Origin of the sequence: Novacetimonas sp. GS1 (assembly GCF_036686925.1) — a bacterium.
Taxonomy (GTDB): domain Bacteria; phylum Pseudomonadota; class Alphaproteobacteria; order Acetobacterales; family Acetobacteraceae; genus Novacetimonas; species Novacetimonas hansenii.
The window spans coordinates 2225435-2250174 of the sequence record NZ_VSZP01000001.1; the positions used below are offsets into that span (position 1 = coordinate 2225435).

The window sequence follows — 24740 nt, forward strand, 5'->3', positions numbered from 1 at the left end:
CACCCGATCCTTCGTCGCCCTGCCTGTCTTTTTGCGCAAGTGGGAATACTTGTCTCAGCTCGGCAGGGTCATCAGCGCCTCCGTCGTGGTTATGATGGTACCACCATGCGCCAGAAGCCTCACCAGAAGGGGCGTCTGTCCCGCATTCCACGCCATGCTGAGCAGGCCAGAGGGAACATCGGCGTCGGTGTATGGATATGCCATTTCCATGGCATCGGACGCCATGCGCCTGTAATCCCCCACCGTATGGGTTACAGCGCAGGCACCATTGCGACCACCAGAGGAATAGAGCACGAATAACGGATCGTCGCGGTACATCGCTTCTGGCGGGAAATCAGGTTCATACCAGTCCACCATGGCATCATAATAATGGTCACGACCGGCCGTCATCGTAATTTCCGCACCGTTGATGGCAGTAACCAGAACCAGATGCACCCGCGCCCGCGTCCCCGCAATTTCCAGCGCACCATCCAACGTAGCCTTCAGCGGAACGGGACCGGACGCGCCACCAATACCATCCCCCGTCAGGACGGCAACCGCGCCACATTCCATCAGACGTTCCGCCATTGAATGTGCATCAAGTTCCGTGTCCAGCACGACATGCACCGCACCAATACGGGCACAGGCCAGCAGCGCCACGATGCTTTCAACCATAAGGGGCAGGTGAATTGCGACCCTGTCACCACGCTGCACGCCCTGATCCTTCAGCGCATTCGCAAGGCGGCAGACACGTTCGTGCAGTTCGCGATAACATACCGCCTCCGCGCCTGCATTGGTGCGGATAATCACGGCCGCCCGGTCTGGACAATCACCCAGGTGGCGGTCAACACACAGGGCGGACACATTCAATGCCCTGCGACCATGATCAGGCTGCGGGCGGAAACGATGCTTTCCGGCCGTAGGGGGCTGTTGCGGGAGGGCCGCCCCCGTACGGAGAACTGACCGAAGGGCGGAATTTGCATAATTCATGCTGATCATGGTCCTGTTCCTTAATCCATCGGGTTGCGCCCGCATCCACCGCCCAGGAAACCGCGACGAATAGACCGGCGGGAAAGATTGCGTACGAAGTGCATCACAACAGGCAAAAGCAGGGATGCAGTATGGCATGCAGCCTGCCGGACATTGCACAAACGATGTTTCATGTCCGGCAGGCCGTGCCAGAAAGCACAATCCGCACGTTATGTTTTGCGGAACATGTTTATTTTATAATTGTTTTTGTTCCGTCATGGCGCTTCATGTTTTCTGCTCTTGTTTTTTTTGTTACCCAGACTTTGGCAAATCCTGATTGTGGACGAAAGATGTTTTGCCGTTTAAAGGGGCGAATGCCGCGCCGCGAATTGCAAAGATTGCGAAGATGAAAAAAGCCGCCACCAAAACCTTTACCGGATCACGTATCCGTCATCAGCGACACCGCGTCGGAATGACACAAAGCGCACTGGCGCAGCGACTGGGTATTTCCGCCAGTTACCTGAACCAGATTGAACATGATACACGACCGCTTCCCATTACATTGCTTGGCGCGCTATGCACTCTCTTCTCCGTTGGTGCGGATTATTTCAGTGATACCGAAGAAACCCGCGGTATACAGGCCGTGCGGGAAATTCTGGCTGATCCCGTATTTGACATGGATGCCATACGGCTTGACAGTATTCACGCCGCCATGCGTGTGGCCCCAGACCTGTGTGCGCAGTTCGTGCGGCTTTATCGCGCCTATCTCCTGCGGCAAGAACATGCCGAAGCGGCGCTGATCGGGGGAGGATCTGCATCATTACGCGCAATGCAGCATGACGGCCCCGATCGGGTTGAACCTTATGAAGCCGTGAATGACTGGGTTCAGGCGCAACGTAACTATTTTGACGAGATTGATCGCTGTGCGGAACAGCAATTCGAGATGATGCGCCTTGATGAAGGCAGTCCTGGTGAGCAGCTTGCCCGCTACCTGCTTGACCGCCATGGCATCCGTACCGAAATCGACCTCAACCTGAGCCAGAAGGGCCTGATGTGGCACATCGACCGTCGCCAGCGCATCCTGTTCCTATCACGCCTTGCCCCTTCGGAAAGTAGCACGTTCTGGATGGCACAGGCATTGGGCCAGATCGAACATCAAAGCCTGTTCGCACGCGTAGTCCGCCGTTCACGCCTGAAGGAAAGTGAGGCGCGGGGATTGGCACGCGTGTACCTTACCAACTATTTCGCGGGCGCATTGCTTCTGCCTTATGAGCGGTTTCGTGTTACGGCACATGAAGTGCGCCATGACCTGGAACTGCTGCAACGCCATTTCGGTGTCAGTTTCGAGCAGGCCTGCCACCGGCTGAGCACCATGCAACGCCCAGGGCATGAGGGAATCCCCTTTTATTTCCTGAAGACGGATATCGCGGGAAACATTCTCAAAAGTTTCAGCGCGAACCGCTTTACACAGTCCCGCTTTGGCGGTCCGTGTCCGTTATGGAACATTTTCCGCGCCTTCAGCACCCCCCAGCAGGTGCAGGTCCAGCTATCCCAGACGACCGACGGCGCGGTCTATCTCAATATCGCGCGGACGGTCGGGCGCAACAGCATCTCTTATCTTGACCGGCCACGCCTGACGGCTGTGGTCCTTGGCTGCTCCATCACCGATGCGCCCCAGATCGTCTATTCTGCGGGGCTGGACCTGAAAGATCCGCGCATGATCATTCCCATTGGTCCTGGCTGTCGCGCATGCACCCGCGAACACTGCCACCATCGTGCCCTGCCGATGATGGGTCATCGTGTTGATGTCGATAACGAAGGACGTGGCATCGCACCATATCGCACGGCATTATAGGCAACCTGTGATGGAGCATGATGGAAACCTGCCTGCATGGCTGCGTTCATGGCACGCGGCGCGTGCGTCATGCACCTGATGGTGTAAATATGCTATCAGTATGCTGCATTTTGTCAAATGCGGGCGATGTCATGGACATGTATCCTTTCGACGACAACAAAACCTTCCCCAGCATGACCGAATCACTGGTCATTCATGCCGCACATGACCTGAGGCTGGAGCCGGTTCCTCTGCCCCAACCCGCACCCGATGAGGTCTGGGTGGACATGGCATGGGGTGGCATATGCGGTTCTGACCTGCATTACCTTGCCCATGGCGGCGTGGGGGCATCGGTATTACACGGCCCCATGGTTCTGGGACATGAGGTCAGCGGCATTATTGCGCGTATAGGAAGCGAGGTCAGAGGATTTGCGCCAGGCGATGCGGTGGCGATTCATCCCGCCCGTCCCTGTGGCACCTGTCCCGAATGCATGGCGAGGCGACGCAACCTGTGCCGCAACACACGTTTTCTGGGGAGTGCAGCGCGTGATCCCCACACCGATGGCGGCTTTCGTCGCACGATGGTGCTGGCGGCAACGCAACTGCGTCACCTGCCACCAGGACTGGATACATGCCGTGCCTGCCTTGCGGAACCGCTGTCCGTCGCGTTACATGCGGTTGCGCGCGCGGGTGACGTCAGGGGACGCACCGTAATGGTACAGGGGGCCGGACCGATTGGGCTGCTGCTGGTGGCCGCCCTTGCCCATCATGGGGCCGGACATATTGTCGTCACCGATCTGGTGGATTTTCCCCTGCAACGCGCGCGACTGCTTGGGGCCAATGCATGTTACAATACCAGCAATGTCGAGGTTAGAGACGAATTCGACATCCTGTTCGAAGCTACTGGCGTGCCGGCAGCCCTGTCACATGCGATTACCCACACACGGCGCGGCGGCATACTGGTGCAGGTTGGTATGTTCCCGCCGGGTGATATTGCAGCGCCGATGGCCCTGATTATCAACAGGGAAATAGATGTCCGTGGCACCTTTCGATTTGATGTGGAATTCGATGCTGCCCTTGCCCTGCTATCCGAAAAACCGGAAATTGCCGATATCCTCGTGACGCAGAAATTCCCGTTAAGTGATTTTTCCTCAGCTTTTGCCCTTGCCCCGGATCGCAGGCAGGCTGCAAAAATATTACTTTCACTGCAAGACGAGTAAATTTCCTGCTTTGATTACGATCAGGCGCAGAGAATTCAAAGAATATCCAACCAGGAAAATATTGAAGAATCTTAAAGTATCCGTTGTGGTCAAGCTCATTTTGGCGTTCAAAGCCGCTTGACCCCAACGGATACGCTTAGAGACTGTTTGAAAAGATAAGTCCGATAAAATCTTGAGATAATAAAAGTTTTTGGTGAGTCTTTTTCAAAAATCTTCGAAATCCCCCCCTTTTTCGATCAAAAGGCAACTCCAGAAATATTTTTCTATTTTTTATAAAAGGTTTGTTTTCAAACATCCCCTTATGTCCGATAGGTTTGAAATCTCTTTGAATGCCGCAATCCTTGAATTCATAAAAATACGATATTTCGTGAATATTTATAAAATACCTACAATTTTATACTAATTATTTACCTCATACTGATGACGTAAGACCACCGTCGACCATCAGAATATGTCCATTTACGAAACTTGATGCCTCTGAGGAGAGAAACACTGCCGCCCCGACAAGTTCATCCACCCGTCCCCACCGCCCCGCAGGGGTACGCTGACATAACCATTTCGTAAAATCCTTATCAGCAACAAGATTTTCATTCATTTCCGTCTGAAAATACCCAGGCGCCAGCCCATTGACCTGCAACCCGTGCCGCGCCCAATCTGTGGCCATTCCCTTTGTCAGGTTCTTTACCGCCCCCTTGGTTGCCGTATACGGCGCGATCCCAGGACGTGCGAGTTCACTTTGGACTGAGCAGATATTGACGATCTTACCCTGCTTGCGCGGCAACATATGTTGCGCCACGGCCTGCCCTACGAAAAAGACCGCATTGAGATTGGTCGCAATCAGCGCATCCCAATCCTTACGGCTGAACTGTTCCAGCGGTGCGCGACGCTGGATTCCAGCATTATTGATCAGGATATCAATGGGACCATGATCACGTTCGATCGCCTCAACACCGGCGATGACGGCATCTTGGTCCGTCACATCGAACCGGGCTGTAACAGCCTCAATCCCGTCCCCATCCAACACCATGCGCGCTGCCTCCAACGGTTCACGCGTGCGACCATTCAACACGATTTTCGCACCGTATTGCCCAAGCCCCCGGGCCAGTGCCAGCCCGATACCACGCGAAGCGCCGGTAACAAGCGCCCGTTTGCCCGCAAGTGAGAAAAGCGTATTATCCCGCATGGTAATTCCTGCTTTCATTATTAAGGTCTCACTACCCTAACAGGATTATCGGTCCTGTGCTGCACACGTCTATGCGCGTGGCACCGGATTTTGTCCTGCATGGCAGCTATCCTGGGGAAAGTTTTTTCGATCCACTTTCATTCAAATAGATCTTTTTCAAAAAATCTACCATACCGTGTACTGTCCCCTCCCCCACAGGCATTCCCTTATCTTGTGATGCACACGCTTGACACCAGCATACAATGCCCTGTCGCAACCCGGCACAGGTACTATGGTCTTCTTGCCACCGCAGACCTGAACGGATACCCCTCTCTCGATTTTCAAACCGATCCGGGGAATGCATTCATTGCTATTGGAAAAGCTGCCGTGACAGACCGCCACCATTCCCCTTCCCTGGTTGGCACGGATGACATGACCATCCTGCGTGAAGCCGCCCTGCTGGGGTAGGAATTGTGCAGTTTCCCATCATGATGATCTGACGCGATATAGAGACCTGGCATCTGGCACCAGTTCTGCCCGACTGGAGCCCAACAGCGGGGATCGTTCATGCCGTATTCCCCACATGCCACGGGCGATTCCCTGCCGTGCAAACTCTACTCGCTTTTCTTACGCATAAGTGCACTGCCCAGCGGAACCGGGCAAACAAAACTTTTGCCAAGTAGTTTATGGTTGGAGGCTAAAAGGTCGTTTGGAAATACCGCTGTCAAAAACATAAAATTTTTTGATGAATATCTTTATTTTATATTGATTTTTAACAACCACGATTTTTTAATGCCTGTAAAAATCATTCCAAAAACTGGTATAGAATTTACATGTCATTCTTCAATAAGGAATGGAATAATTTATGGAAACACATCATTTCCGGATTTAGCCTGTTCTGATGCAAGCAAGGATATATGATCGGGGGGCTTTGCACGTTGCCTGCAAATCCTGTTCATATGCTATCCTCAAGAGGTCTCAACCATGCCCAAAGTTCTTGTGCTTTATTATTCATCCTATGGTCACATTGAAACAATGGCCAATGCAGTGGCAGACGGTGTCCGCTCTGCAGGGTTGGAAGCCAATGTAAAGCGGGTTCCTGAACTTGTTCCGCCAGAGGTAGCCAGTGCGCATCATTTCAAGGTTGAACAGGATGCCCCCATCGCGACAATTGATGAACTGGCGGATTACGACGCGATCATCCTCGGTGCGCCCACCCGCTTTGGTCGCCTGCCGGCACAGATGGCCAATTTTTGGGACCAGACCGGTGGTCTGTGGTTGCGTGGGGCCCTGATCGGCAAGGTAGGTGCGGTATTCACCTCCACCGCGTCCCAGCATGGTGGGCAGGAAACCACTCTTTATTCGCTGATGTCGAACCTGATCCACCATGGCATGATTATTACTGGCCTTCCCTACAGTTTCCAAGGCCAGCTCAAGCTTGATGAAGTGACCGGCGGTTCTCCTTATGGCGCCACAACGATTGCCGCAGGCGACGGCTCCCGGCAGCCAAGTGCGAATGAACGTGACGGTGCAACATTCCTTGGCCAGCATGTCGCTGAAATCACAAAAAAGCTTGCATAAAGGACAGGACGCCCTCTTGCCCAGATAATGGGCCAGAGGGTTGGCGCCTTTCCTGCACAAGAGTTTTCATGTAGCCATGCTGCTGACTCAAACACATTGACTACATACAAGGTCATAAGGGCACGGATCAGTGCGGGAATAATGTTCCTGATCGACCTGAAAACAGACCGTTGCAAGCCGTGGATTCCAGAAAAATCCATGCCTTACGCGTGATTGCAATCATGTATGATTGCACACCACCGCTTGCTTCGGTTTCTGCACGCCCCCCACCAAACTGTTGGTATTATCCAGCAGGAAATCGCCAGTTCAGATGCAAACCTGGTTGGGTGAATGATAATGACGCAGAAAACTCCCGAGTGAAGTTTCAAAAGAACCGCCTATCTTTGATAGAGCGACTTTGAGAAAACTTTATTTTTCTTACTGTCGGGCGATATCATACCCATATTTATTATATTTTAGAAAATGATTCGTAGTTTCACAGCCATCCATGAAACGGTCTTGTGATATTATGGTTATATATCACCCATCATTACCTGATGACATATACCAGAAATTTCTTCCATTTTTATTTATAATATACATATTTATTTTAAATTTCACAATGTATAAATAAAATATACAAAATAATTTTTATTTTTCCAGATCGGGGAATGAATATACTGTCCCTGCATGGACTGTGGCAGCCGACAATGCGATGACAGGAAAAAATAGACTACAGGTTATTGATTTCCTGTGACCCCCGTCAGGGAATAGACTAATTGGTCTTTATGATACCGACCAAGACCAAAAGGTTAACGTCTCCTATATTATTCTGAATTCAAAATAGTTCCTTCCATAGATAAAAAAATAATAACAATCTTGGAACCGTGCGAAAACCGCAGGTCTGTCTGTTAAAAATGGAATGAAATACGTGGTTTTTTGGCGGAATACAGTTCACGCAGTAACAATACTCATAAACTCGTGACCATTTTCACGACTTCGTTTTTTCACGTTCAGTAAAGGTGGGATTAGCCTCCGCATCACCAATACTGGAGGAACATCCATCATGTCCGCTTTCACAGTCCCCCAAACCGCCGGTGGATGGGCGACGCTTGGGCTTGCGATCATTATCACCTTACTGGGCCTGCCACTTGTTTATATGGGTGCGGAACTCGCGTTCCTTGGTGGGTCTTGGTACTACATCATTGTTGGCCTTGCCGTAACGGTGGCAGGCATTCTCATGGCCATGGGCCGGGTTGCTGGGGGTATGCTTTACCTCGCGGCGGTCGCGTTCACATGGCTGTGGGCATTGTGGGAAGTCGGTTTTGACGGCTGGGGCCTGTTGCCGCGTGTATTCGGCCCCACCCTGCTGGCTATTGGCGTATTGCTAAGCCTGCCAGTCCTGCGTCGTATACAGAACGCGCGTACCCTTAACGTGCGGGAGATTGCATGATGTCTACCCCCCCGATGCTGCGTTCCTTTCTGCTGGGCGCCACAATCATCGCAGGCATGTCCTGTACGGTCGCCCTGGCGCAGGTTCCCCCTGCCGAGCAGCCACCCGGCAAGGACAACGCCACGGTCCCGCCCACGGAACCAGCCCCCTTGGCTGATGCATTTTCCGCACCATCCCCCAACGCGCCGCAGGGGCCGGGCGTCAATGCCGCAAACATTCCAGACGGACCACCTGCCGAGCCCAGCGAAGCCACCCCGATGGTGGAACAGGTCACGGCAAATCCGGCGCATGATGACTGGCCCGGCTATGGCCGTGATGACAGGGCGACCCGTTTTTCCCCGCTTAACCAGATCACGCCACAAAATATCGGCCATCTGAAGCGTGCCTTCATCTATCACACCGGCAGCAAGCCTGGTCCGGGGCAGGTGAACAAATGGGCCGCCGAAACCACCCCCATCAAGGTGGGAGACGGGCTGTACATGTGTTCCGCACTGAATGACATGATGCGCATCGACCCGGCCACAGGCAAGGAAATCTGGCACTTCCATGCCAACGAGAAATATGAAAGCATTCCCTATACGGCGGCATGCAAAGCAGTTGTGTACTACACGTCCTCGACCGTGCCCGAAGGCGAGCATTGCCATCACCGTATCCTAGAAGCCACGCTGGATGAACGCCTGATCGAGGTAGATAGCGAGGATGGCAAAGTGTGTGAAGGGTTTGGCTGGCACGGCATGGTCAACCTGATGAAAGGCATGGGTGAGTCGGTGCCCGGTTTCGTGGCTGAAACTGCGCCGCCGCCCATCGTCAACGGTGCGATCATCACCAATCAGGAAATTCTTGACGGTCAGCGCCGCTGGGCCCCCTCTGGGGTGATCCGTGGATATGATGCCGAAACCGGGCGCTTCCTGTGGGCATGGGATGTCAATCGCCCGCATGAACATGGAGAACCAAAGGAAGGCGAACATTACAGTCGTGGCACCCCCAATTCGTGGGCAGCCATGATCGGCGACAATGCACTGGGGCTGGTTTATGTGCCCACCGGAAATTCGGCGGCCGATTATTACAGCGCCATGCGCAGCCCGGAGGAAAACAAGGTTTCCTCCGCCGTTGTCGCGATCGATGTCAAAACGGGCGAGCCACGCTGGGTGTTCCAGACTGTGCATAAGGACGTATGGGACTACGACATCGGGTCGCAGCCCACACTGATGGATTTCACCAGACCTGACGGCTCCACGGTCCCGGCATTGATTATGCCCACCAAGCGCGGACAGACCTTTGTACTCGACCGCCGTACAGGTGATCCGGTGCTGCCGGTGGAAGAACGCCCTGCGCCCTCTCCTGGCATGGTCCCGGATGATACGCGTGCCCCCACACAGCCCTGGTCGGTGGGGATGCCACGCCTTGGCTTCGCCCCGCTCAAGGAAACCGATATGTGGGGTATGTCCCCCATTGATCAGCTTTACTGCCGCCTGAAATACCGTCGTGCCCATTATGTGGGTGAATTCACGCCGCCAAGCATCGATAAGCCGTGGCTGGAATATCCAGGCTATAATGGGGGATCCGACTGGGGCAGTGTGGCATATGACGAAAAGAGCGGAATCCTGATCGCCAACTGGAACAATACACCGATGTATGACCAGTTGGTCAGCCGCAAGAAGGCCGATAAGTTGGGCCTGATGCCGGTGGATGACCCCAACTATAAACCCGGTGGCGGTGGGGCAGAGGGCGCAGGCGCCATGGCCGAAACCCCGTATGGTATCGTGGTTTCACCCTTCTGGGATGAATATACCGGCATGATGTGTAATCGGCCGCCCTATGGCATGATTACAGCCATCGACATGCACACCCAAAAAGTACTGTGGCAGCGCCCGTTGGGCAGTGCGCGTGCCAACGGACCATTTGGCCTGCCGACGCACCTGCCGCTGAATATCGGGACGCCCAACAATGGTGGACCGGTCATCACAGCCGGTGGCCTGATCTTTGTTGCGGCAACAACCGACAACATGATCCATGCCTTTGATATCCATACAGGTAAGGAAGTGTGGAATGACGTCTTGCCCGGTGGTGGGCAGGCCACACCCATGACGTATGAATATAAAGGCAAGCAGTATGTTGCCATCATGGCGGGTGGACACCACTTCATGATGACACCGGTGACGGATGACCTCGTGGTCTATGCACTGGATAATACGAACTGATCGTCTGGTCTCTTGCAGACACAGCGAAACGGGACCGCACAATGCGGTCCCGTTTTTTTACGACAGGAATATATAATTTATAAAAGATATATATTATAAGAATGTTTTTGAAATCTACACTCTGTCGGACAGGCTCGTGCGCTCACAGATCAAGAGTCAACGAAGGGGTGCGACTACGTGAACAGCATAGGGCAATGTGACCACCCTGCTCTTCTTGTGTCAGCACCACGTCACGATGATCGCCCACCCCGGCCAGAAGCGGGACGATACATGCACCACACATGCCCTGCTCACATGCCAGATCGATTTCTATCCCCGCAGCCAGCAGGGCGGATGCGATACTCTGTCCTGCCTGGACCCGGATGGTTTGCCCGGATCGGGCCAACACAACCTCAAATGGCTGGTCCATAAGGCTATGGGAGGACTCTGCGGGACGGAAATATTCAGTATGGATCTGCTCTGCGCGCCAGCCCGCAGCAACAGCATGAGAAGAAACGGCATTCATGAACCCATCTGGCCCACACAGCATGATTGCCGTATCGGGTGAAGGTATGTTCAGGCAATCGGGATATCCCTCCCGCAGGCTTCGTCTGAAATGGACATGTTCCTGATACGAACTGTTGCGGAGCATATCTGCAAACGGGGCCTGTTCCGGTTCCCGTGTGTAATAGTGCAATTCCCATTCTGCATTGTTACGCTGAAGGCGCAGCAGCATCGGCAATAGCGGCGTAATGCCGATCCCACCCGCCACAAGCGAATATCGTCGTGCCTCAGGCAACGTGAACGCATTGCGCGGGCTGGATATCTGCAATTCCATGCCGGGGCTGACTTGGGTGCATAATGATGCTGACCCACCACGTGATGTGGCATTGTCATGCTTGATACACACTTCATAAGCAGAAGTATCATCCGCTGAACCACACAGCGAATATTGCCGGATCAGGCCAGACGGCGTCATGATATCCACATGCGCCCCAGGCTCAAACCCTGGCAGGTTTTCATCATCCGCGCGCGCCACCAGACGCAGGCGCACGCACCTGGCCCCTTCTAACGTGACACTTTCAACAAGGACAGGAAACAGGGAAGACATCGCCACAGCTACCTTCACGCCGTGAAAAACTGGCTTAGCCCCATCGTGCGCAGGGCACGGCGATAGGCAATAGAACTGCGGTCCGCCATCACATGGGCCTCCAGCGTGACATCAAGCGGCAGGTTCTCGGGCCTCTGCGCCTCCACCAGGGCACGATCTTCTTCGAAAACCCTCAGGTTGAAATCGTAGACATCCTGCAGCGGCAATTCCTTGTCGAAATTACGACACATCGGTGCAAACATCCGCGTCTTGCGCGCAGATACAGGGGATGCCGCATTCATGATTACAAGGCGCCCATTATCGGGGAAATGGATTTCCAATGTTGCGGTAAATGGTACATGGACCCGGAAATGCCGTAACCATTCAAAACCCGGTCGTCCCCTGTCGGTCACGCCAATGGGGTAATTCCCCACGTTGCTACGGTATTCCGCCTCAAACCCGTCAGGGGTCAGCCTTGTCCTGTATGGGGGCACGACCGAATTTTCCGGGTCGGCAAACGTATCGGTATGGACAAAGGCAAAATGGGCCACGTCAATAAACCCCTCGACCTGCCGTCCGGCAAAACCGGCGATATCGATCCAAGGACAGTTGATCTGCTGATAGGAAGGATCGTCCCAGTGTGGCATGGGCGGGATTTCCGGCACTTCGCCTTCCGGCCGCAGGCATGTCCAGATCAGACCATAACGTTCGGCCACAGGATAGGTACGCAGGTTCAGCTTCGACGGAATGGCACTGTCGGGGTGCGCCGGCACCCTTACACACCGCCCCTGCGCACCAAAACGGAAACCATGATACGCGCACGCCACCGTCTGGCCATCCCCTTTCCCCATGCTGAGTGGAACGCCCCGATGGGGACACAGGTCATCGGCAATCACAATATCACCTTCCCCCGCACGATAGATAACCAGTGGGGCATCCAGCAATGTCATGGACAGCGGCTGCGCCCCCAGATCCCGCACAAGGGCCACCGGATACCAGCATCTGGCAAGGATATTCCAGTCATCCACATCGAACGTCATGTTCCGTGGCAGGATATTGGCAGGGCTGTTGGGCGGGCATGGGCGGGTGGTCGTGGTCACGGCGGGTCCTCCTGAAGGGTCGCCGGACTGTGTCCAGCGGATCTGGAGAAAGATCATTTCACAACCAATGTGATCTCGGATATATCATAATTGATCATTTCCCATTCTCAAAATAAGCACACATGCAACCGTTCTCCCGCTTCCTTGTCTATTTCCTGGCGGTTGCGCGCCATAAATCCATACGTAAGGCGGCAGAAGAACTCCGCATCGCCGGCTCCGCCATCAACCGGCATATCCTGTTGGGGGAAAAACAGCTCCAGACGCCACTTTTTGAACGCCTGCCCAGCGGCATGCGCCTGACGGCGGCAGGAGAGCTGCTGTACGGATGCGCCAGACGATGGGGAAAGGATCTTGACGACCTCAACCGCCAGATAGATGACCTGAAGGGCATACGGCGTGGACAGGTTGACCTGCTGGCGCCAGAGGCGCTGTCACGCACCTTCCTGCCCGAACTGGTTAACCGCATGAAACACAGCCATCCAGGCGTGATTCTGGACATGAACATCCGCGACAACAGACAGATCTGTCCGACCCTGCTGTCTGGCGAAGGGGATCTCGCCCTTGTGCTGGACCCTGAAGAAACACGCGACCTTGTCATAATCCGACGCATGTCCTTTCCCCTTGGCTTTGCCTGTCGGCCCGATCACGCACTGGCACGACATGGCGCCGTCACACTGGCGCAATGCGCAACCTATCCCATGATTGCGCCGGAACAGCCGCTGGCACTGGCCGCCATGTTCACATGTCTTATGGAGGCAGGCCGGATCGTTCCGGCTGTGGCCGCCCGGGCAAACAATGTGCAGATGATCATTTCCCTTGTCACCACAGGTATCGGGATCTGTTTTCTGAGTTCCCTTGACGTGATGTCCGAAGTGGCACGCGGGGATCTGGCCTTTGTACCGCTTGTCGGCACCGACATGCCGCACCTGACGCTGGCCCTGGTACATGACCGCACCCGGCAGCTCTCACGTCTTACACATCTGGTCGGCACTCTCATGGGGGATATCATGGCCCGGCATGCGATCTGAACCCGCCCACAAAAAAGACGACTGGTCTAATTTTTAGTGGACAGGGGATATATCCTCTTTTATATAAGCTGACATGAAGATCGCAGAGAAACATCGCGCTGCCCGGCAGCACATATTGCAGGCAGCAAAACCACTGATCGGCCAGCGTGGTTTCTCGGCCGTCGGCCTGGCGCAGATCCTTGATGTCGCGGACATTCCCAAAGGGTCATTTTATCATTACTTTGAATCAAAGGAAGCCTTTGGCGAAGAACTCCTGCGGACCTATGTGGAAGAATACCTGATCAGGATAGACGATATCCTCAGGAACCGCGACGGCAATGCCGCACAGCGGATTACCCGATACTGTCAGTTCTGGCGTGATACCCATATCGACGGACAGGTCGGGAACAAATGCCTGATTGTAAAACTGGCGGCAGAAGTGTCTGACCTGTCCGAACGTATGCGTGCCATCCTTGAAATTGGTACTGCCACCGTTATCGAGCGGATCAGCACGGTCATCGCCATCGGGCAGGAAGAAGGCTCCATCGGCAGCACGCAACCTGCCGGAATGCTGGCGTCATCGTTGTACCAGCTTTGGCTGGGATCAACGCTGATGGTCAAGATCACACACAGTTCCCCGCCTTTTGACCATGCGTGGCAGGCCAGCAGGCGACTTCTGGAAATCTGATCCTGGTGCATGGGGCAAAAGGTCCTGCAACAGGATTTTAATAGATGACCGATCTACTAAATACGACCGGTCTAATAGGTGCATGATGCAGAATTTCGAATTCTATAACCCAACACGTGTCCTGTTCGGCAAAGGCATGATTGGCCGTCTGGATGATCAGTTGTCACCCCAGGCCCGTGTCCTCGTCCTGTATGGCGGTTCAAGCGCCGAGCGCAGCGGGACGCTTGCCGAGGTACGCGCCGCCCTCGGTGGCCGGACCTTTCGGGAATTCGGTGGCATCGAGGCCAATCCCACCTATGAAACCCTGATGAAGGCCGTAACCATGGTGCGTGAAGAAGGGCTCGACTTCCTGCTTGCCGTGGGTGGGGGCTCTGTCATGGATGGGACCAAGTTCGTCGCTGCCGCTGTCCCATATGAAGGTGAGGCATGGGACATCCTGACCAGCAAAGGCACAGCCGCGACCAAGGCCCTGCCACTGGGCACGGTGGTCACCCTGCCTGCCACGGGGTCTGAAATGAACTGCATGAGCGTGATTTCACGGCAGTCCACTGGGGATAAGCTCCTGTTTTCCAATCCCCTGGTCTACCCACGCTTTTCCGTGCTTGACCCGACACGCACCATGAGCCTGCCGATGAAGCAGGTTATCAACGGTGTTGTGGACTCTTTCGTCCATGTGATGGAACAGTACATGACCTATCCTGTGGACGGAATGGCGCAGGATCGCTTTTCCGAAGGGCTGCTCTCCAGCCTTGTGGAAATCGGGCCACGTATCATGGCGGCACCCGATGATTATGACCTGCGCTCCAACCTCATGTGGGTGGCGACACTGGCGCTTAATGGCCTGATCGGCGCAGGGGTGCCACATGACTGGAGCACGCATATGATCGGGCACGAAATCACGGCAAAATACCACATTGACCACGCCCGGACGCTGGCCATGGTATTTCCTGCCCTGCTGAAGGTGCGTCGCGAGGAAAAGCGTGCCAAACTGCTTCAGTATGCAGTACGGGTATGGAACCTGACCGATGGAACGGAAGATGAGCGGATCAATGCGGTTATCCGCAAGACGGAGGAATTCTTTAAAAACCTTGGTGTGCCGACCCGCCTGTCCGCCTATGACATCGGTGCGCAAGGCATTACCGACCTGGTGCAGCAGTTGGAGGACCACGGCATGACCCATCTGGGTGAAAACGGCGATATTACCCTTGACGTCAGCCGTCGGATACTCGAAGCCGCCGCCTGACCTGTTGGCAGGGACCATCGGGATACAGTCCGGCATCACATGCCGGACGCAACGAATTGACAGATACGAGGACTGAAAATGGCTTACGCAACAACCAATCCCTATACCAACGAGGTCGTCGCGACCTTCCCCGACGCCACAGATGCCGAAGTGCAGGCCGCCCTGTCGGAAGCACATGCCGCATTTGAATCCTGGCGCAACACCTCATTTGCCGAACGCGCAAAGGTCATGAACGCTGCCGCCGCCATCCTGCGTCGCGACATTGACAAATATGCCCGCCTTGGCACGCTGGAGATGGGCAAGCTGTTTGAAGAGGCCAAGAAGGAAGTCATCCTTTCGGCGGAAATCTTTGAATATTATGCAAAATATGCCGAAGAACTGCTGAAGCCCGAGATACTGCCCGTTGCCGATCCCGCCGAAGGCAAGGCCGTCCTGGTCCATGAACCGCTGGGCATTGTGCTGGCGATCGAGCCGTGGAACTTTCCCTTCTATCAGGTCGTGCGTATCATTGCGCCGCAGCTTTCGGCCGGGAATGCCGTCCTGCTCAAGCATGCGTCCAACCTGCCGCAGTGTGCGGCGGCATTCGACACGCTGATGGTCGAAGCCGGCCTGCCCAAGGGCCTGTTCCGCAACCTGTACGCGGCACGTCCCCATACCGCCATGATCCTGAACGATCCACGCGTATGCGGTGTTGCCCTGACGGGGTCAGAAGGTGCAGGCACAGTCATCGCAGGGATTGCGGGCAAGGCACTGAAGAAGGCGACCATGGAACTCGGCGGGGCAGACGCCTTTGTGGTGCTTGACGATGCCGACGTGGAAAAGGCCGCCCACTGGGCCGTTATCGGTCGTCACTGGAACGCTGGACAGGTCTGCGTTTCAGCCAAACGCCTGATCGTGGCCGACGCAATTTATGACCAGTTCCTTGCACTTTACAAGGAAGGCGTTGCAGCCCTGAAGGCGGGCGACCCGATGGACCCTGCCACCACGCTTGCGCCCCTGTCCTCTCAGGCCGCAGCAGATGACCTGCGCGATCAGGTGACGCGGGCGATGGATCACGGTGCAAAGGTCGAAGTCATCGGGGCACCGGTGCCTGAAAAGGGCGCATTTTTCCAACCGCTGCTCATGTCGAACCTTGATGAAAAGAATGCCGCCCGTCATTGGGAATTCTTTGGTCCCGTCACCCAGATTTACCGGGCAAAGGACGATGCCGATGCCATCCGCATCGCCAATGACTCTCCTTACGGGCTGGGCGGATCGGTCTTTACCCGTGACGAAGCCCGTGGAACACGGGTGGCCCACGCCATCCGTACCGGCATGGTGTTCATCAATCATCCCCTCGTGCCCAAGGCAGACCTGCCATTTGGCGGTATCGCCCGCTCTGGTTATGGACGTGAACTCGTCGGATTGGGCATCAAGGAGTTTGTCAACCACAAGCTGATCAACATTGTGGACATTGACGCCCCCTTCTGATGCGCATGGCCGGTCATTGCGTCGGCATTGCAAAAAATCGGACCTCCCGCGGTGATTGCCGCGGGAGTTTTTTTTTGGGGGGGGCACCAGATATTGTCTTTTGAAAACGCCCCACCTTGCAAAGGTTTGGAAAAACCTTACCCAAGATTGCTTCGTCATTCACAGCCATGACAGACAGGTTGAATGCGCGCTTATGCCGGGGTGTGCACCAGTTTTTTGTTAATGAATTCCTCGATACCCAGTGAGGACAATTCACGACCATAACCGGAATTCTTGACCCCGCCGAACGGAAGACCCGGAGCCGTCCACGTCGAACGGTTGATAAAAACCATTCCCGTTTCAATCTGGGCGGCCACATGCCTGCCGCGTTCTATATCCGTCGTAATGACAGAACCACCAAGCCCATAGGGGGAGTCATTGGCAAGATCAATTGCGGCCTGTTCATCAGGTACGCGAAAAATCATGGCTACCGGTGCAAAAAATTCCTGATGAAAGGCCGGATTATCCTTGTTGATGTTTTCCAGGATTGTGGGCTGTATGAAATAGCCCGAACGCGCGATACGCTTGCCACCAGTAACAATGCGGGCTCCGTGCGCGACTGCGCTTTCAATCTGCCCCAGCACAAGTTTCAACGCACTTTCACTGCAAAGCGGCCCGAGTGTTGTCTTTTCATCCATGGGATCACCAGCCACCAGCTTTTCAAGCTCTGCCTTGAAACGGGCAGTAAAGGTGTCCGCAACCTTTTCATGAACGATGAAACGCTTGGCCGCGACACAGCACTGCCCCGTATTGTTCATCCGGCCCCATACCGCCCATTTGATCGCGATATCAAGGTCTGCATCATCCAATACGATGAAAGCATCGCTTCCGCCAAGTTCCATCGTGTTCTTTTTCAATGCGCTACCCGCTTCGGCGGCAACGGCCTTGCCCGCACGCTCGCTTCCGGTCAGGGCAACGCCACGCACATGCGGGTCCGCCACAACCGTTGCCGATTGCTCATTGGTGATAAAGACATTGGTATAGGCCCCGGCGGGTGCACCAGCATCGGCCAGAAGGTCTTCAAACATGACAGCACATTGCGGCACGCCAGGCGCATGTTTCACGATCAGCACATTCCCCGCCATCAGGTTTGGCCCGACAACGCGCGCAAGCTGATAATAAGGGAAATTCCACGGTTCAATACAAAAGATGATGCCAATCGGCTGATTCAGGATCGTCGCCTCGCCATCATCAACCTGCAAGTTGACGGGAGCCAGGAATTTTTCAGCATTATCGGCATAATAATCAAGGATATCCGCGCTAAGATCCACTTCCGCCTGGGCTTCACGGAACAGCTTGCCCATTTCCACGGTAATGGGGGTTGCAAACGCATCGCGATTATGCCGCATGAGTTCCGCAGCCCGGTGCAGAACGGCGCTGCGCTCTGCATAGCTCTTCTTGCGCCAGATATTAGTATATGTTGCATCAGCATTTGTGATAATATTTGCAAGCTGCGCATCCGAATGTAAATCGAATGTCTTGAGAATTTCTTCCGTATACGGATTTATTGTCTGGTAAAGCATGGTTATACCGTGACCTCCGGATATATTTTATCGGCCATATAGCAGGCCATCCTGACAACCAAGCGCAGATCACGTCAGGTGTATAAGCCGCTTTTGCCGGATGGCAGACTATTTGCCGCGCTTGTCTATATACTAATGTATATAGACACTCTCACCAGACAAAGTCTTTCGTGCTCAATATCGCGTGAAAAGTCCTTTTGACGCAGGGTGTTATGCGCTGTTGGCAAACCTTTTCACACTATATGATATAGGCTTCGGCCCTTGTCCGTCTACCGGGACTATCTGCGGCCCATGGCGGATCATGCGATGCTGGACTGTCATCTTGATCATACAGGCACACAGGATCATGGCGCCCGGCAGGGCACGAAGGCAGCGTCAGCCAACAACCACGATCGGGGGGATAGACGTGGCAGATACGCAACATATCCCCTCCATCACAATGATTAATAGGCACACGCGCATTATCATAGGTTATGGGCATGCAGTTTATTTACAAATCATATCGACATTTTTATACTTCTATGAAATCTAACATATTTTCATCTACTTTGCTGACATGCGAACCTGATCTACCTCCCCTCCCCGTGTTTGCACGAATTCCATCGTCTGGTTACACCCACGTTTTTGTTGCGACAAAGTTATGATGGGCCGACCATTCCACCTGCCAAGGACGTATCGCATGACCAACCAGAAACGTGCCCTGTTCGCCGCCATGTCCGGCTATGCGCTTGATGGTTTCGATCTGCTGATGCTGGGGTTCATTCTTACACCGCTTGCAACGGCGCTGCACCTGACGACCGCGCAAAGCGGATCTCTTGTAACATGGACGCTGATTGGCGGGGCGCTGGGGGGATCGGTCTTTGGAATCGCCGGGGATTATTTCGGTCGTGCCCGGGTTCTGAGCATTTCCATACTGGTCTTTTCCTTCTTCACCTTCCTGTGTGCGTTCTCGGTGGGGTTCAAGGATCTTTTCATCTATCGTTTCTGCGCTGGAATCGGGCTGGGATGTGAATTTGGTGTGGGCATGACGCTCGCGACCGAGGCCTATCCACGTGAAAAACGTGCACGGATCGCGTCCTATGTGGGGATGAGCTGGCAATTCGGGGTTTTATTTGCTGCCCTGCTTACCCCTTTCCTGCTGCCTTATGTAGGATGGCGCGGCATGTTCATCATTGGGGGCCTGCCTGCGGTGGCGTCGTTCATGATCCGGCGCACAGTCCCTGAATCCCAGGCCTTTGCCGAAGTCAAGGAAACGGGCATACCGCATTTCCCGCTGAAGGCGCTGTTCCATACGGTGGAAAGCACCAAACGCAGCCTGGCCATACTGATCCTGAGTACAGTACAGAATTTCGGATATTATGGCATTATCATCTGGGTGCCGTCCTATCTGATGAAAGTCTACCACTTCACACTGAATGTATCAGGGATCTGGACGGCCGTTTCAGTATGCGGCATGATCCTTGGTGTCTGGGCCTTTGGCGAAATTGCCGACCGGATCGGGCGTAAACCAACCTTCCTGATCTATCAGGTCGGGGCCATTGTTACCGTCCTGCTTTATACAATGCTGCGTACCCCAACCGAACTTCTGGTGGGGGGATTTGTATCCGGCATTTTCATTAACGGCATGATGGGGGGATATGGTGCCCTGATTACCGACCTGTTTCCAACCTATGCCCGCAGTACTGCACAAAACGTGATCTGGAGCGTGGGTCGGGCGCTGGGTGGTTTTGGGCCGATGTTTTTTGGGGCATTACTGGTTTACATGTCGTTTGATACTGCGCTTAAGGTACTATCTGGCATCTATATCATCGACCTCATCACCACCATCTTCCTTATCCCCCGCAACAGCGACGCACGGAATGCTGATCCCGACTGACATTCGGTCGGGGGTATATTCATTCCTTTGCGCTGGTGTGCGTGGCCTCATACTCGCGGTCGATTATGGCCATCAGCCTGTCTGCGAACAGACCTGCCGCCACCGGTAATGGTGAAGATGCATGGACAAACAATCCGAGTTCACTGCGTATCGGCATATCCCCCTGCATCAGCGGCACATGCGCCAGAAGACCCTGACGAAGTTCAGGCTCGATACCAATCCGCGTCATGAATGCAACGCCCAGACCACGTAATACAAGTTGTTTCATCAGGTCGATCGAACCGGATTCATATTGTCCCCAATCCTCCATTCCTGCCTTGAACAAAAGAGAATGAACCTGTTTGCGGTTGGCAAAATTTTCTTTGGGAAGGATGATTGGGTGTTCTGAAAACTCACTTATATCTACGATTTTTTTCTGGACCATGGGACTTTGTGGCAGGATGACGGCCCCAAGCGGAAATTGCGCGACATGCATTGCATGTATCTCCGGCTGGCGGGGCACTTCAAACGCCAGTCCCAGATGCACATCCCCATTGACGATGGCTTCCGCAATGGCATGAGTATCAATGATCCTTACCCCCACGGTAATTTTCGGATAATCCTGTGCCATCTGCGTGATCGTATCCGACAACAGGCAGGCACAGGTTCCCGCAACAGTGGCGATTTCCACATGCCCCGCACGCAGCCCACGTAATTCATCAAGTCGCGACGCAACCTGTTCCGCATCACGCAGAACCGTACGGATATGTGCAGCCAGCAATTGTCCTGCCTCCGTCAGGCGCAATCCTGATGAGAGGCGCAGGAAAACAGGAGCACCAATTTCCTCCTCAAGACGTAAAATCTGTCGGTTTACCGCAGATGACGCGATATTCAATCGCCGTGCAGCCTCGCGTATCGTGCCGGCCCGGCAGACCGCATCGAAATAATGCAAGGAAGCCGCATGTATCCTAAGGCGTTTCCGTTTCATGGCGTTTTCCATTCCACATCCGGCAAAGGGAAACCCTACCTGATACTGCGTATGGGAGGTGATGCTATTACAGCATCATGACGCTCTATATTATGATCTATCGCGCACATCCTCACCAGCGATAATATCCTTTTTTCGTAATGATTTTCATGTTGTCAAGTAATGCCGCGCAGGTTCCCGATATCCAGAACGGGCATCATGAACAAAATGGGAAAGCAGATCCGCCATGGCGCATACCATACAGCACCTTTCCCATGATCTGTATCCTGAACCGGGTCAGGAACATGCAACAGGCGTCCCCGCCCCCGCCTTTCACCCGACAGTCGCAGAAGAGGACGCCACGGTCCTGTCCAACATGGCGGTCAATGCACAGTACTGGCATCTGGTGATACAGGCATCCCCCCTTGCCGCGGCCGCATCCCCGGGTCAGTTCTATCAGTTGCAGTGCCCACCTGCCCATGGGGCAACACCCTACCTGCGCCGCCCGATGAGCCTGTACGGCACGGACCCGGCGACGGGACAGATCCAGTTTCTGTATAAAGTGACAGGCAGCGGCACACGGGGCCTGAGCACGCTGCTCCCATCCGATACCATCAGGATTCTGGGACCGTTGGGAAAAGGATACGATCTTGCCGGACACCTGCGCCATATCGTCGTAATCGGGCGCGGCGTCGGGCTTGCCACACTCGCACCGCTGGCCGAGGCTGCGCACATAGCTGGCATTGGCGTCACCGCCATTCTGTCGGCCCGCAGTCCTGAACTTATTGTATCGGCAGACCGATTTAACATGAACGGCATGTCTGTCATCCCGGTTACGGATACGCAGGGCAACAGCGATCCGGCCTGGATCGAACAGGCATTACGCGGGCTGATCTCGGCGGATCGGTGCGATGCGCTTTTCACCTGTGGGTCTTCACGCCTCCTGCACATGCTACGGGCACTTGCGGTTGAATTCGACCTTCCCGGACAGGTCGCGCTGGAACAGCAGATGGCATGTGGGTTGGGAATGTGTTTTTGCTGCGTCCGCGATTTTGCGTCGGCCCATGGGACTGTGACAAGGCGTGTCTGCCTTGACGGTCCGGTCTTTGACATCAGGGAGACACTGGCATGACGGACATGTCGGTCATGATCGGCAACCTGCGCCTTGACAGCCCCGTGATGCCGGCTTCGGGCACATTTGGCGACGGGCTGGGCCAGGTCATGGATATCCGCAGGTTGGGGGCCATCGTCACCAAAACCATCACCCGTGAAAGACGTGCCGGCAATCCCCTGCCCCGTGTCGCTGAAACCACGGGGGGCATGCTGAACGCCATCGGGATTCCTTCATGTGGCGTCGAGGATTTCATCAACCGGACGCTGCCACATTACACCCAATGGGGTACGCCACTGATCGTTTCCATATCTGCCCCCGACGCGGCGGGGTTTGCAACACTGGCCCGCGCCGTCAGTATTGCAGGCGTCGATGCAATAGAGGCCAATATCTCCTGCCCCAATATCGAGGCTGACGGCAAGGCTTTCGCCATGGAGGCCAACGCCACCACAAAGGTGGTTGCGGCGTTGCGTGCAGCCACAGACCTGCCCCTGTGGGTAAAACTGACCCCGAACTGCCATGACATGAGCGTGATTGCCCGCGCGGCGGAGGCGGCGGGCGCCGACGCGGTGGTCGTTGCGAACACCATCCTTGGCATGTCCATCGACACCCGCACATTCCGCCCGCGTCTGGGCAATGTTATGGGCGGCCTGTCGGGCGCGGCGATAAAGCCGATCATACTGCGCCAGACATATCAATGTGCCCGCAGCGTGGCCATTCCGGTCATTGGATGCGGTGGCATTACAACCGCAGACGATGCGGTGGAATACATGCTGGCTGGTGCTGTGGCCGTACAGGTGGGCACGGCCTCTTTTATTAACAGTCTGGCCATGACCGATATCCTTGATGGGCTGGACCGGTTCTGCCACGCCCGCAGCATCACACGGGTGGCAGCATTGACAGGTGCCCTGCGCGACGCGACCAGCCCCCGCTGCTGCGATATGGACGCATAATGCAATGCATGACCACCCGATAATAAAGACACTCCCATCGCACATGACCAGCCTTACGCCGTCCATCCTGCTCCCCGACAGCCTGAAACTTGCGCAGAACATGTTCGAAGAACTGCGCCTGCAGGGGACTGATGGCATCGGCATCACCCGACTGGCCTATACAGAACAGGAAAATGCGGCACTTGGGATCATTGCGCGCCATGCGCGTCAGATGGGACTGGACACTGCTTCTGACGCGGCAGGAAACCTTGTCATCTCTCTTCGGGGGAAAGATGCGTCCCTGCCTGCCCTTGCCTGCGGTTCGCACATGGATTCCGTGCCACAGGGCGGCAATTACGATGGCGCGGCCGGTGTCATCGCGGGCATTATCGCGCTTGCATCCCTCCATGCACGGGGCGCGCGGCCACATCGCAACCTTAGGGTCTATGCCCTGCGGGGAGAGGAAAGCGCGGCCTTTGGCAAACCTTACCTCGGGTCGTCAGCACTGTTCGGACGACTGGGATCGGCAGACCTGGCATTGCGCCAGCATGGTAGCGGCCGCCCGTTAGGGGAGTGCATGCGCGCCTGCGGGATTAATACAACCGCAATCGCGGATGGAAGATGCCTGCTTGATCCGCACACACTGGCTGGTTGGATCGAACTGCACATCGAACAGGGCCCCGTTCTGGACACATGTGACATCCCGTTAGGCGTGGTCAGCGCCATCCGGGGCAATTTCCGCTATCCCTCCATTACCTGCATGGGTGAAAGCGGGCATTCAGGCTCTACCCCCCCTGCCCTGCGACACGATCCCGTTCTGGCGGCAGCGGACTTGCTCTCGACCATGGAAAAATACTGGCAGGCACATCTGCGCAATGGGGAAGACCTGGTCATGACAAGTGGCTGTATCGGCACCGATGCACGAACGCATGCCATCGCCAAGATCGCGGATACAGTGTCATTTTCCTTTGAAGCCCGCAGCACATCATCTGGGATGCTGGAACGCTTCCAGTCGGAATTCCTTGCCCAGTGCGCCCGAATTTCTGCGCAGCGTGGCGTCCGGTTCCAAATGGGACACAAGGACACGACGCCCCCGGTGCAGATGGACCCGCAATGGGAAGCACGGCTTTGCACAATCATGAAGGCACAGGGCGTTGGCTTCATGCAATTACCCAGTGGGGCGGGGCACGATGCGGCAGTTTTTGCAGCTATGGGAGTTCCGTCGGCCATGATTTTCGTGCGCAATCAGAATGGTTCCCACAATCCGCGAGAAGCCATGCGGATGGATGATTTCATTTCGGGTTGCGAAACACTGACCCACATGCTCATAAACTTCATGTAACGATAAAATTTATCGG

Annotated in this window: 22 protein-coding genes; 16 read left to right on the forward strand and 6 right to left on the reverse strand. The window is 54.9% G+C overall.

Going from position 1 to position 24740, the window contains the following annotated elements:
* Positions 1–54: 54 nt before the first annotated feature.
* Positions 55–978, reverse strand: coding sequence for an AMP-binding protein (locus FYB92_RS09955; RefSeq protein WP_332828575.1), 924 nt, complete (start codon positions 976–978; stop codon positions 55–57).
* Between the two features lie 122 nt (positions 979–1100).
* On the opposite strand from FYB92_RS09955, the gene FYB92_RS09960 reads away from it, so the two are divergent.
* The 3 genes from FYB92_RS09960 to FYB92_RS09970 all read left to right on the forward strand — a co-directional run bounded on the left by FYB92_RS09960 (position 1101) and on the right by FYB92_RS09970 (position 4002).
* Positions 1101–1358 (forward strand): hypothetical protein, encoded by a 258-nt coding sequence (locus FYB92_RS09960; protein WP_139312486.1) that lies wholly within the window; start codon positions 1101–1103, stop codon positions 1356–1358.
* Positions 1355–2803, forward strand: a complete 1449-nt coding sequence (locus tag FYB92_RS09965; RefSeq protein WP_332828576.1) for a short-chain fatty acyl-CoA regulator family protein — start codon at positions 1355–1357, stop codon at positions 2801–2803. The genes FYB92_RS09960 and FYB92_RS09965 overlap by 4 nt, the downstream gene beginning before the upstream one ends.
* A 131-nt stretch (positions 2804–2934) precedes the next feature.
* The gene (locus FYB92_RS09970) at positions 2935–4002 is read left to right on the forward strand and encodes an L-idonate 5-dehydrogenase (RefSeq protein ID WP_075624434.1); all 1068 of its coding nucleotides are present in this window, start codon (positions 2935–2937) and stop codon (positions 4000–4002) included.
* 412 nt (positions 4003–4414) lie between these two features.
* Here the strand turns inward: FYB92_RS09970 and FYB92_RS09975 are convergent, their stop codons facing one another.
* The gene (locus FYB92_RS09975) at positions 4415–5185 is read right to left on the reverse strand and encodes an SDR family oxidoreductase (protein WP_003619706.1); all 771 of its coding nucleotides are present in this window, start codon (positions 5183–5185) and stop codon (positions 4415–4417) included.
* Between the two features lie 216 nt (positions 5186–5401).
* On the opposite strand from FYB92_RS09975, the gene FYB92_RS09980 reads away from it, so the two are divergent.
* The 5 genes from FYB92_RS09980 (at position 5402) to FYB92_RS10000 (ending at position 10378) form a co-directional block, all read left to right on the forward strand.
* Positions 5402–5632 (forward strand): hypothetical protein, encoded by a 231-nt coding sequence (locus tag FYB92_RS09980; protein WP_075631640.1) that lies wholly within the window; start codon positions 5402–5404, stop codon positions 5630–5632.
* 99 nt (positions 5633–5731) lie between these two features.
* The gene (locus tag FYB92_RS09985) at positions 5732–6085 is read left to right on the forward strand and encodes a hypothetical protein (protein ID WP_247066532.1); all 354 of its coding nucleotides are present in this window, start codon (positions 5732–5734) and stop codon (positions 6083–6085) included.
* A 63-nt stretch (positions 6086–6148) separates the two neighbouring features.
* Positions 6149–6745 (forward strand): NAD(P)H:quinone oxidoreductase, encoded by a 597-nt coding sequence (wrbA, locus tag FYB92_RS09990; RefSeq protein WP_062808962.1) that lies wholly within the window; start codon positions 6149–6151, stop codon positions 6743–6745.
* Positions 6746–7790: 1045 nt separating this feature from the next.
* Positions 7791–8177 carry a hypothetical protein gene (locus FYB92_RS09995; RefSeq protein WP_062808960.1) on the forward strand — a complete coding sequence of 129 codons (387 nt, stop codon included), beginning with the start codon at positions 7791–7793 and terminating at the stop codon, positions 8175–8177.
* A gap of 14 nt (positions 8178–8191) precedes the next feature.
* On the forward strand, positions 8192–10378 hold the full coding sequence (locus FYB92_RS10000) for a pyrroloquinoline quinone-dependent dehydrogenase (protein ID WP_003619696.1): 2187 nt from the start codon (positions 8192–8194) through the stop codon (positions 10376–10378).
* Between the two features lie 142 nt (positions 10379–10520).
* Here FYB92_RS10000 and FYB92_RS10005 read toward each other — a convergent pair whose 3' ends face one another.
* Together FYB92_RS10005 and FYB92_RS10010 are read right to left on the reverse strand one after the other, a co-directional pair.
* Positions 10521–11468 carry a PDR/VanB family oxidoreductase gene (locus FYB92_RS10005; RefSeq protein ID WP_075631641.1) on the reverse strand — a complete coding sequence of 316 codons (948 nt, stop codon included), beginning with the start codon at positions 11466–11468 and terminating at the stop codon, positions 10521–10523.
* A gap of 14 nt (positions 11469–11482) precedes the next feature.
* Complete coding sequence (locus tag FYB92_RS10010) at positions 11483–12487, reverse strand: aromatic ring-hydroxylating dioxygenase subunit alpha (protein ID WP_332829003.1); 1005 nt, start codon at positions 12485–12487, stop codon at positions 11483–11485.
* Positions 12488–12669: 182 nt separating this feature from the next.
* Between FYB92_RS10010 and FYB92_RS10015 the strand changes: the two genes are divergently transcribed.
* The 4 genes from FYB92_RS10015 (at position 12670) to FYB92_RS10030 (ending at position 16955) form a co-directional block, all read left to right on the forward strand.
* The gene (locus FYB92_RS10015; RefSeq protein ID WP_003619689.1) at positions 12670–13575 is read left to right on the forward strand and encodes a LysR family transcriptional regulator; all 906 of its coding nucleotides are present in this window, start codon (positions 12670–12672) and stop codon (positions 13573–13575) included.
* A gap of 73 nt (positions 13576–13648) precedes the next feature.
* Complete coding sequence (locus FYB92_RS10020) at positions 13649–14242, forward strand: TetR/AcrR family transcriptional regulator (RefSeq protein WP_003619687.1); 594 nt, start codon at positions 13649–13651, stop codon at positions 14240–14242.
* Between the two features lie 85 nt (positions 14243–14327).
* The gene (locus FYB92_RS10025; RefSeq protein WP_332829004.1) at positions 14328–15485 is read left to right on the forward strand and encodes an iron-containing alcohol dehydrogenase; all 1158 of its coding nucleotides are present in this window, start codon (positions 14328–14330) and stop codon (positions 15483–15485) included.
* Between the two features lie 78 nt (positions 15486–15563).
* Positions 15564–16955, forward strand: coding sequence for an NAD-dependent succinate-semialdehyde dehydrogenase (locus FYB92_RS10030; RefSeq protein ID WP_003619685.1), 1392 nt, complete (start codon positions 15564–15566; stop codon positions 16953–16955).
* 191 nt (positions 16956–17146) lie between these two features.
* Here FYB92_RS10030 and FYB92_RS10035 read toward each other — a convergent pair whose 3' ends face one another.
* Entirely contained in the window at positions 17147–18517 is a 1371-nt protein-coding gene (locus tag FYB92_RS10035; protein WP_003619683.1) for an NAD-dependent succinate-semialdehyde dehydrogenase, read from the reverse strand.
* Between the two features lie 679 nt (positions 18518–19196).
* Between FYB92_RS10035 and FYB92_RS10040 the strand changes: the two genes are divergently transcribed.
* The gene (locus tag FYB92_RS10040) at positions 19197–20393 is read left to right on the forward strand and encodes an MFS transporter (protein WP_081380413.1); all 1197 of its coding nucleotides are present in this window, start codon (positions 19197–19199) and stop codon (positions 20391–20393) included.
* Positions 20394–20412: 19 nt separating this feature from the next.
* Here FYB92_RS10040 and FYB92_RS10045 read toward each other — a convergent pair whose 3' ends face one another.
* Complete coding sequence (locus tag FYB92_RS10045; RefSeq protein ID WP_332828577.1) at positions 20413–21360, reverse strand: LysR family transcriptional regulator; 948 nt, start codon at positions 21358–21360, stop codon at positions 20413–20415.
* Positions 21361–21586: 226 nt separating this feature from the next.
* Here FYB92_RS10045 and FYB92_RS10050 point away from each other — a divergent pair, with 226 nt between their 5' ends.
* The 3 genes from FYB92_RS10050 to FYB92_RS10060 are packed head-to-tail and all read left to right on the forward strand — an operon-like array spanning position 21587 to position 24724.
* Entirely contained in the window at positions 21587–22471 is an 885-nt protein-coding gene (locus FYB92_RS10050) for a dihydroorotate dehydrogenase electron transfer subunit (RefSeq protein WP_332828578.1), read from the forward strand.
* Entirely contained in the window at positions 22468–23403 is a 936-nt protein-coding gene (locus tag FYB92_RS10055) for a dihydroorotate dehydrogenase (RefSeq protein ID WP_003619673.1), read from the forward strand. Before FYB92_RS10050 ends, FYB92_RS10055 begins: the two co-directional genes overlap by 4 nt.
* Before the next feature lie 43 nt (positions 23404–23446).
* Positions 23447–24724, forward strand: coding sequence for a Zn-dependent hydrolase (locus FYB92_RS10060; protein ID WP_332828579.1), 1278 nt, complete (start codon positions 23447–23449; stop codon positions 24722–24724).
* Positions 24725–24740: the final 16 nt, after the last annotated feature.